Raw genomic sequence first — 8,341 nt, forward strand, 5'->3', positions numbered from 1 at the left:
CTGTTTGTGGCGATTCCGGCCGTATTGGCGTACAACTTCCTCAATCGCGGTACAAAAACCATCGCGCAAGATATGGATGCATTTGCACATGACCTGCATGTCCGCCTTCTGAACCAAAAGGATTAAATCATGGCTTTCGGATCAATGAATTCCGGCGATGATGCGCCGATGTCGGATATCAACGTTACGCCTTTGGTGGACGTGATGCTGGTGTTGCTGATTGTATTTATGATTACTATGCCGGTGCTGACCCACTCGATTCCTTTGGAGTTGCCGACTGCTTCGGAAAAAGCGGCAAAAGAGGATAAGCAGCAGCCTAAAGATCCTTTGCGTTTGAGTATTGATGCCAGTGGTGCTTATGTCGTTGGCGGTGATTCGGATACCAAAGTAGATTTGGCAACGGTAACCGCCAAGCTGAAAGAAGCCAAAGCGAAAAACGAAGATGTGATTGTGGCGATTGCGGCGGATAAAGCGGTTGAATACGATTATGTCAACCAAGCCCTGCAAGCGGCGCGCGAAGCCGGTATCAGCAAAATCGGTTTTGTAACGGAAACCAAAGCGCAATAATCTTTTGAATACAGTAAAGGCCGTCTGAAATTTGAGTAAAGTTTCAGACGGCCTTTTGTTGTATTTGGTAACTATATGTCCAGGCTGTATAATTAGCGGATTAAATTGAATAATGACAATACAGGAACCACTATGACAGAAACCATTGAGCGCGACAGTATGCAATACGATGTCGTGATTGTCGGCGCAGGCCCGTCGGGCTTGTCCGCCGCCATCAAACTCAAGCAGCTTGCCGAAAAGAATGGACGTGAAATCAGCGTTTGCGTGGTGGAGAAGGGTTCGGAGGCCGGTGCGCACTCGCTTGCCGGTGCCATTATCGATCCGATTTCTTTGAATGAGCTGATTCCTGATTGGAAAGAAAAAGGCGCGCCGCTGACGCGTACAGTGACGAAGGACAGGGTTGTGTTCCTGACCGAGAAAAAAGCCTTCAACTTGCCGGTTACCCCGAATTTCGACAACCATGCGAACTATATTGCCAGCTTGGGCGAAGTCGTGCGCTGGCTGGCGGAACAGGCGGAAAATTTGGGTGTGGAAATTTATCCGGGTTTTGCCGCCGCCGAAGTGCTGTATCACGAAGACGGTTCGGTCAAAGGCATTGCGACCGGTAATATGGGTGTGGGCAAAGACGGCGAACCGACCGATGCATTCCAGCCAGGCATGGAGCTTTGGGCGCAGCAAACCATATTTGCCGAAGGCTGTCGCGGCTCGCTTTCCAAGCAAGTCATTGAACAATTTAAGCTCGACCAAAACAGCGAACCGCAAACTTACGGCTTGGGCATTAAAGAAATTTGGGAAGTGCCGTCTGAAAAACATCAGCCCGGTTTGGTTATGCACAGCGCAGGCTGGCCGTTGGACAGCAAAACCTACGGTGGCTCGTTTATTTATCACTTTGACGAAAACAAAGTCGCTGTCGGCTTTGTGGTCGGCTTGGATTATCAAAACCCTTATCTGTCGCCGTTTGAAGAGTTCCAACGTTTCAAAACCCATCCTGAAATCCGCAAAACCTTCGAAGGCGGCCGCCGTATCGCTTATGGTGCGCGTTCGCTGATTGAAGGCGGTTTGCAAAGCCTGCCGAAACTCTCGTTTAAAGGCGGCGTTTTGGTCGGCGATGCGGCCGGTTTCCTGAATATGCCGCGCATCAAAGGCATTCATACGGCCATGAAATCCGCCATGCTTGCCGCAGAAGCCGTGTTCCCCTTGTTGGAAAATCTCGAAGAAGTGGAAAGCTTTGACAGTGGCAAAGAGGCTGCCGATTATCAGCAACGCTTTGAACAAAGCTGGCTGTATCAAGAGCTTTACGCTGCGCGCAATGTCCGTCCGTCATTCAAATGGGGCGTTTACCTCGGCTCAATCTATACAGGTATCGACCAAATGATTTTCAGAGGCAAAGCCCCTTGGACTTTGAAACATCACGGCAAAGACAACGAGCAGCTCAAAAAAGCAGCCGAATGCAAGCCGATTGATTATCCGAAGCCCGACGGCGTTTTGACCTTCGACCGTTTGAGCAGCGTTTTCCTTGCCAACCTTGCGCACGAAGAAAACCAGCCCGACCATTTGGTGCTGAAAAATCCTCAGGTCATGATAGACGTAAACTACAAAGAATATGCCTCGCCCGAAACCCGCTATTGTCCGGCCGGCGTATATGAAATCGTCGAAGAAAACGGCAGCCCGCGTCTGCAAATCAATGCCGCCAACTGCGTACACTGCAAAACGTGCGACATCAAAGACCCGACGCAAAACATCACTTGGATTTGTCCCGAAGGCGCAAGCGGGCCGAATTACGGCGGAATGTAATTTACTGTTTTGAAGTCAAAACCTAAAGGCCGTCTGAAAAATTTCAGACTGCCTCTATCCTATTATTTCATCAATGGACGCATTATGAACACACGCATTTGGCAGGCAGGCCGATTTGAAATCGCCTTGGACAAACCGAAAATCATGGGCATCGTCAATCTGACCCCCGATTCACTTTCCGATGGCGGCACCTATTCGCAAAATGTCTCAATAGCATTGGCACATGCCGAGCAGCTGCTGAAAGACGGCGCGGATATTCTCGATATCGGCGGCGAATCTACCCGCCCGGGTGCGGATGATGTTTCTCTCGAAGAAGAATGGGCCAGAGTGCAGCCGGTTTTGGCGGAAGTGGCCAAGTGGAATGTTCCCGTCAGCTTGGACACGCGCCACACGGCAACCATGGAAAAAGCCTTGGCGCAAGGCGGCGTCGATATTATCAACGATGTTGCCGCATTGAGTGATGAAGGCGCAGTCGCATTATTGGCTCAACAGCCGACGACAGGCGTGTGTCTCATGCACATGCAGGGTTTGCCCAAAACCATGCAGCTTAATCCGCAATATCAAGATGTCGTCGAAGAAATCACGCGTTATTTAAAAGCACGCGCGGCAGAATGCGTTCAAGCAGGCATTGACCCTGAACGCATCACGCTCGACCCCGGCTTCGGTTTCGGCAAAAACCTGCAACACAACATTACCCTGATACAACATTTGCCTGAGTTGATGGAAGCAACCGGATTCCCCCTTCTGATCGGCATATCGCGCAAAAGCATGATTGGCGAGCTGACAGGCGAACAAGATGCCGCCAAACGCGTACACGGCAGCGTCGCAGCCGCTTTGGCCACAGTGGCTAGAGGTGCGCAAATCATCCGTGTTCACGATGTCAAAGCAACGGCTGACGCTTTGAAAGTTTGGGAAGAATTGGGCGTATCGGCATAATGCCCGAATAGAAAACCAACAGGCCGTCTGAAACATTTGCCCGGCATCTTGAACAAGCAACAAGTTATGCTATAATCCGCTTCTACTCTTGACGGGTCTGTAGCTCAGGGGTTAGAGCAGGGGACTCATAATCCCTTGGTCGTGGGTTCGAAACCCACCGGACCCACCAAATATTAAAAATGCCCGAAGCTTTTGGCTTCGGGTATTTTTGTATTTATTGGTTTGCGAAAGATTGGAATATAATGTCGGCAATAACAATTTGGTTATGTCGTCCAATATGTTTTTTAGGGAAAATCCTTTTTAAAAAAGAAGGAGTAGTTTGGTGGAGTTATTTCCTTATTTTCAGTTTTTTTTAGCATTTTTGTATTTTATTGCAGTTATCATTAATCTAGTAATGCTATATAAAATATTAAAATCAGAAGGGATGGATATAGGGTTTTTTGAATATCTATTTACTCATAGAAGTATGCAATTAAAATTTTTCAAGATACTGTTTGGAATACAAAAAATCTCCAATAAATTTTATTTGAAAATATTAAGAATAAGTTTTACGGTTGCTATGATTATTCTTATTTTAGGTTTTTCTGTTGTCTTATATTCGATATATTTAGCATAAAAATTAACCTATCGAATGAAAGTCAGCTATTTAAGCTGTAGAGTGTTTTGTAAACCAATGCCGTCTGAAAATCTTCATTTCAGACGGCATTTTTTATTATTTAAGTAATACCATTTCAGTATGGCTGGATTGTTTTCAGACGGCCTGAGGATTTAGTCGGCCGTTCCGCGTATTTCGTTGATCGGGATGCGCGGTGTATAAAGTATGTCGTAAGTCGGCTTGTCCAAAAGATCTTGCAGTGAGTATTGATCTAAATGATTAAAGAAGGCTTTGATGGCGCCGGTGATGATACCGGTCAGTCGGCAGGAAGGGGTGATGAGGCATTCGTTGTTGTCGCCCATGCATTCGACGACCTGCGTCGGCTCAAGATGACGTACCACCGCACCGATATTGATGTTTTCAGGATTGTCTGCCAAGCGCAAACCGCCGCCTTTGCCGCGCACGCTGACCAGAAATCCGCCTTTGACTAATGAGGTAACCACTTTCATCAAATGGCTTTTGGAAATATTGTAAGTCTCGGCAATGGTGCCGATATTGACGAGGGTGTCATCGTTGATGGCGGTATAAACCAATACGCGCAATCCGTAATCGGTATGTTGGGTCAGATACATGGCTGGCTCTTTAGATATTTTTATTATATGTCAAAAGCGTAGTGCTTGGAGAGGGGCTGTTTGACTTTATGTGGGATTGGGTTTCATAATATCTGAAACATTTGAATTAATCCAGTTTGACAAACTGTTACCATTATAACGAACTTATGAAGCCCTTGAAACGCCATCCTGCCTTAATAGAACTTTCCCGCGAACATCATGGCTCGCTGTCGTTGTGCGTCCGTCTCCTGCGTACGCCCGATCAAAGCCATCAGGCGGAGCTGGAGCCTCATTTTGTTGAGCTTGAGCCACATTTTTTGGAAGAGGAAACCATGTTTGCGCCGTATTGGGATAAAATTGACCCTGCGTTGCGGCAGCGTTTTGAAGGCGATCATGCCAAATTGCGCGCGATGATGGCGCATCCTGAATATATGAATGAATCATGGAATAAGGAGTTTGCTGTTACTTTGCGCGATCATGCGCGCTTTGAGGAGCGCGAGCTTTTCCCTGCGATTGAACCTTTTTTGCCTTTGCCTGAGAATGTGTAACAGGGAAAGGAATCGATGGCCGTCTGAAAAGTTTCAGACGGCCTCTGTTGCTGTTTTATGATGATATAAAAATTGAAGGAACCACCATGACCGATTTGTTCAAACACCCTGTTTGGGCAATGGCCTTCCGCCCGTTTTATTCGTTGGCGGCTTTGTATGGCGCATTGTCTATACTGCTTTGGGGCTTCGGCTTTCAGGGTACGCCTGAGTTGCCAGGTTTTTATTGGCATGCCCATGAAATGATTTGGGGCTATGCCGGATTGGTTGTCATTGCATTTTTATTGACGGCCGTGGCGACTTGGACAGGCCAGCCGCCGACACGCGGTAAGGCGTTGGCCGGTTTGACCGCATTTTGGCTGTTGGCCCGCATTTGTATGTTTATTCCTGGTTGGGGGGTAACGGCAAGCGGCATATTCGGTACGATCTTTTTCTGGTATGGCGCGGTATGCATGGCTTTGCCGGTAATCCGTTCTCAAAACAAGCGCAACTATGTTGCCGTGTTCGCTATTTTTGTTTTGGGCGGCACCCATTTCGCCTTCCATCTGAAAGTGCAGCCGTTTGATGCCATTGCGCTGATGACCGGTTTGCAATCCGGTTTGATTATGGTAGCCGGCTTTATCGGTTTGATCGGTATGCGGATTATCTCGTTCTTTACGTCCAAGCGCCTGAACGTGCCGCAAATCCCCAGTCCTCAATGGGTGGCGCACGCTTCACTTTGGCTGCCTATGCTGACCGCCATGCTGATGGCGCATAACATTTTGCCGGGACTGGCCGCGTTGTTTGCTCTGGCTGCCGGTGTGATTTTTACCGTGCAGGTGTACCGCTGGTGGTATAAAGCCGTACTGAAAGAGCCTATGCTTTGGATTTTGTTTGCAGGCTATCTGTTTACCGGCTTGGGCTTGATTGCTGTCGGTATTTCTTATTGGGTTCCAAGTTTCCTGAATTTGGGCGTACACCTTATCGGCGTTGGCGGTATCGGCGTGCTGACTTTGGGCATGATGGCGCGAACCGCGCTTGGCCATACCGGCAACTCCATTTATCCGCCGCCTAAAGTAGTTCCTGTCGCCTTTTGGTTGATGATAGCCGCAACGGTTGTCCGTGTTTTGGCAACTTTTGTGAACGGTACGGCATATACGCACAGTATTCGTTGCTCCGCCGCTTTGTTTGCCGCCTCTTTGCTGTTGTACGCATGGAAATATATTCCTTGGCTGATCCGTCCGCGTTCGGATGGTCGTCCGGGTTAACGGTTTGGCGAAATGAAAAGGCCGTCTGAAAAGTTTCAGACGGCCTTTATTATTGATAATAAAAAAGCCTTTCAAAGTATGAAAGGCTTTTATTGAGACTGTGGCCTCGCCAACAGGAATCGAACCTGTATTTTACGCTTAGGAGGCATACGTTCTATCCGTTGAACTATGGCGAGGCGGTAAAGGAGGGGATTTTAAACCTTTCCGGCAAAAAAAGACAATAAGCCGGCAGCAATCAAAGGGCCGACCGGAATGCCGCCGACAAAGGCAACGCCGATGACTGTGCCGATTAATAATCCGGTTACCAAAACAGGCTGTTCGCTCATCAATGGAACGCCGCGTCCGGCAAGCCAGGCAACCAAAATGCCGATAAGGACGGCGGCAATCATTTTAAAATTGATAAACTCGGAAACCGGCGGAATCTGGATTTTACCGGAAACCAGCGGGCTCAATACGCCGATGGTCAGCAGGATGATGCCCAGATGCAAACCGTGTTTTTCCACCAAGGGAAGATATTGCGATAAGGCCGTCTGCTGCATGAGCAGCAATATCGCCGCCGAAATCGTAATCGAGTTGTTGTTGCTGACGACGCCCAAAAAAATCAGCGTAACCAGAAACAAAGGGACAAAGCTGGAATTCATCGGATTAAGATACTCGGGCCAAAGATTCTTTTGCCAGTTGGATCATGGCTTCTTTGACTTCGCTGTCAGGCAATACGTCCAATGAAGCGATGGCTTTGTCGACGGCTTTTTTCGCTTCGGAAATCGAATACGGCAAAGCGTCGGAGTTGACGACATAGTCGTGGATTTTTTCAAAATAGCTGCGGTCGGCATTTTCCAAAGCATGGCGCACATCGTTGGCGGCCTGCTCAGAGCCGTTTCGCATCAGGTAAATCAATGGCAGGGTAGGTTTGCCTTCTGCCAGATCGTCGCCGACATTTTTGCCGATTTCTTCGGTTTCGCCAGAATAGTCCAATACATCGTCAATGATTTGGAAAGCCGTACCGACGTACATGCCGTAGTCTTTCAAGGCTTGCTCGTGTTCGGGGGAAGCCTTGCCCAAAATTGCGCCGACTTGAGCGGCCGCTTCAAACAATTTTGCTGTTTTGTATTGGATGACTTGGACGTATTGCTCTTCGGTAATATCCGTATTGCCGATGTTCATCAGCTGCATAACTTCGCCTTCGGCGATGATGTTGGTCGCATCGGCCATCACTTCCAAAATACGCATGCTGCCTGAGCCAACCATCAGTTGGAAGGCGCGTGTATAGAGGAAGTCGCCGACCAAAACGGCCGCCGCGTTGCCGAAGAGATTGTTTGCGGTTTTACGGCCGCGGCGCAATTCGCTTTCATCGACGACATCGTCGTGCAGGAGGGTGGAGGTGTGGATGAATTCCACCATCGCCGCCAGCGAATACAGTTTTTCATCGTCATGCCCGACTGCTTTGCCTGCCAAAATGGTAATAATCGGACGCAGTCGCTTACCGCCCGCGCTGATGATGTATGTGCCGATTTGCGAAATCAGCGCGACATCGGATTGAACAGCTTGGTTGATGACCGCGTTCACTTTGGCAAGGTCATCGGGCAGGTGGCGTTGGAAGTAAGGCAGGTTTTCGAGCATAAAACATTCTCTGTTGATAAAACGGAGCGGAGGCTCCAATGAATCTGTTTAAACCCGTACATTCGGTCGGGGTAATAACGTTGCATAAAAATATCAGCAATCCAGCGCGTGATTATATCAGTTAAAAAGCATGCAACATATCTTTCAGACGGCCTTTTCAGTTGTAAATAAAATAAATTTTGACAAAACAGACAAATAGAAATAGAATAGCTCGTTTCGCACATGGTGTGCGGAATGTTAACCTAATTCTCATGGAGTTGAGTATGTACGCGGTCGTAAAAACCGGCGGTAAACAATACAAAGTTTCCGTTGGCGAAAAATTGAAAGTAGAACAGATACCAGCCGAACTCGACAGCCAAATCGAACTGACTGAAGTTTTGATGATTGCTGACGGCGAATCTGTAAAAGTAGGCGCACCTTTTATCG

The 8,341-nt window shown here is 48.2% G+C and carries 9 protein-coding genes, 2 tRNA genes and 1 pseudogene; 8 read left to right on the forward strand and 4 right to left on the reverse strand.

Features of this window, described 5'->3' with window-relative positions; all coding sequences use genetic code 11:
- From ACTHUT_RS10700 to ACTHUT_RS10720, 5 genes and pseudogenes are all read left to right on the forward strand, one after another.
- Window positions 1-126, forward strand: a pseudogene (locus tag ACTHUT_RS10700) (biopolymer transporter ExbB); the annotation flags it as partial.
- Between the two features lie 3 nt (window positions 127-129).
- Window positions 130-567, forward strand: coding sequence for an ExbD/TolR family protein (locus ACTHUT_RS10705; RefSeq protein WP_003686804.1), 438 nt, complete (start codon window positions 130-132; stop codon window positions 565-567).
- A 132-nt stretch (window positions 568-699) separates the two neighbouring features.
- Window positions 700-2,361 carry an electron transfer flavoprotein-ubiquinone oxidoreductase gene (locus ACTHUT_RS10710; protein ID WP_440386064.1) on the forward strand — a complete coding sequence of 554 codons (1,662 nt, stop codon included), beginning with the start codon at window positions 700-702 and terminating at the stop codon, window positions 2,359-2,361.
- 84 nt (window positions 2,362-2,445) lie between these two features.
- A complete protein-coding gene (gene folP, locus ACTHUT_RS10715; protein ID WP_440386065.1) occupies window positions 2,446-3,297 on the forward strand; it encodes a dihydropteroate synthase in 852 nt (283 codons plus the stop codon).
- Window positions 3,298-3,390: 93 nt separating this feature from the next.
- Window positions 3,391-3,466, forward strand: a tRNA-Ile gene (locus ACTHUT_RS10720).
- A gap of 599 nt (window positions 3,467-4,065) precedes the next feature.
- On the opposite strand, the gene ACTHUT_RS10725 is transcribed toward ACTHUT_RS10720, so the two are convergent.
- Window positions 4,066-4,524: an RrF2 family transcriptional regulator gene (locus ACTHUT_RS10725; RefSeq protein WP_440386066.1), complete on the reverse strand. Its 459-nt coding sequence runs from the start codon at window positions 4,522-4,524 to the stop codon at window positions 4,066-4,068.
- 146 nt (window positions 4,525-4,670) lie between these two features.
- Between ACTHUT_RS10725 and ACTHUT_RS10730 the strand changes: the two genes are divergently transcribed.
- Entirely contained in the window at window positions 4,671-5,051 is a 381-nt protein-coding gene (locus tag ACTHUT_RS10730; protein ID WP_063076157.1) for a hemerythrin domain-containing protein, read from the forward strand.
- A gap of 86 nt (window positions 5,052-5,137) precedes the next feature.
- Window positions 5,138-6,295 (forward strand): NnrS family protein, encoded by a 1,158-nt coding sequence (locus tag ACTHUT_RS10735; protein WP_049321983.1) that lies wholly within the window; start codon window positions 5,138-5,140, stop codon window positions 6,293-6,295.
- A 101-nt stretch (window positions 6,296-6,396) separates the two neighbouring features.
- Here ACTHUT_RS10735 and ACTHUT_RS10740 read toward each other — a convergent pair.
- From ACTHUT_RS10740 to ispB, 3 genes are all read right to left on the reverse strand, one after another.
- A tRNA-Arg gene (locus ACTHUT_RS10740) sits at window positions 6,397-6,471 on the reverse strand.
- A gap of 18 nt (window positions 6,472-6,489) precedes the next feature.
- On the reverse strand, window positions 6,490-6,936 hold the full coding sequence (locus ACTHUT_RS10745; RefSeq protein WP_440386067.1) for a DUF441 domain-containing protein: 447 nt from the start codon (window positions 6,934-6,936) through the stop codon (window positions 6,490-6,492).
- Window positions 6,937-6,940: 4 nt separating this feature from the next.
- Window positions 6,941-7,915 (reverse strand): octaprenyl diphosphate synthase, encoded by a 975-nt coding sequence (gene ispB, locus ACTHUT_RS10750; RefSeq protein ID WP_003748423.1) that lies wholly within the window; start codon window positions 7,913-7,915, stop codon window positions 6,941-6,943.
- A gap of 263 nt (window positions 7,916-8,178) precedes the next feature.
- On the opposite strand from ispB, the gene rplU reads away from it, so the two are divergent.
- Window positions 8,179-8,341 (forward strand): 50S ribosomal protein L21 (rplU, locus tag ACTHUT_RS10755; protein WP_440418784.1); only part of this gene is annotated, 163 nt, incomplete at its 3' end.

It is taken from the genome of Neisseria sp. P0022.S010, from assembly GCF_051956635.1.

Coding starts and splice junctions, on each gene's coding strand:
- ACTHUT_RS10705 (WP_003686804.1), top strand. CDS start 130: ATGGCTTTCGGATCAATGAATTCCGGCGATGATGCGCCGATGTCGGAT.
- ACTHUT_RS10710 (WP_440386064.1), top strand. CDS start 700: ATGACAGAAACCATTGAGCGCGACAGTATGCAATACGATGTCGTGATT.
- folP (WP_440386065.1), top strand. CDS start 2,446: ATGAACACACGCATTTGGCAGGCAGGCCGATTTGAAATCGCCTTGGAC.
- ACTHUT_RS10725 (WP_440386066.1), bottom strand. CDS start 4,524: ATGTATCTGACCCAACATACCGATTACGGATTGCGCGTATTGGTTTAT.
- ACTHUT_RS10730 (WP_063076157.1), top strand. CDS start 4,671: ATGAAGCCCTTGAAACGCCATCCTGCCTTAATAGAACTTTCCCGCGAA.
- ACTHUT_RS10735 (WP_049321983.1), top strand. CDS start 5,138: ATGACCGATTTGTTCAAACACCCTGTTTGGGCAATGGCCTTCCGCCCG.
- ACTHUT_RS10745 (WP_440386067.1), bottom strand. CDS start 6,936: ATGAATTCCAGCTTTGTCCCTTTGTTTCTGGTTACGCTGATTTTTTTG.
- ispB (WP_003748423.1), bottom strand. CDS start 7,915: ATGCTCGAAAACCTGCCTTACTTCCAACGCCACCTGCCCGATGACCTT.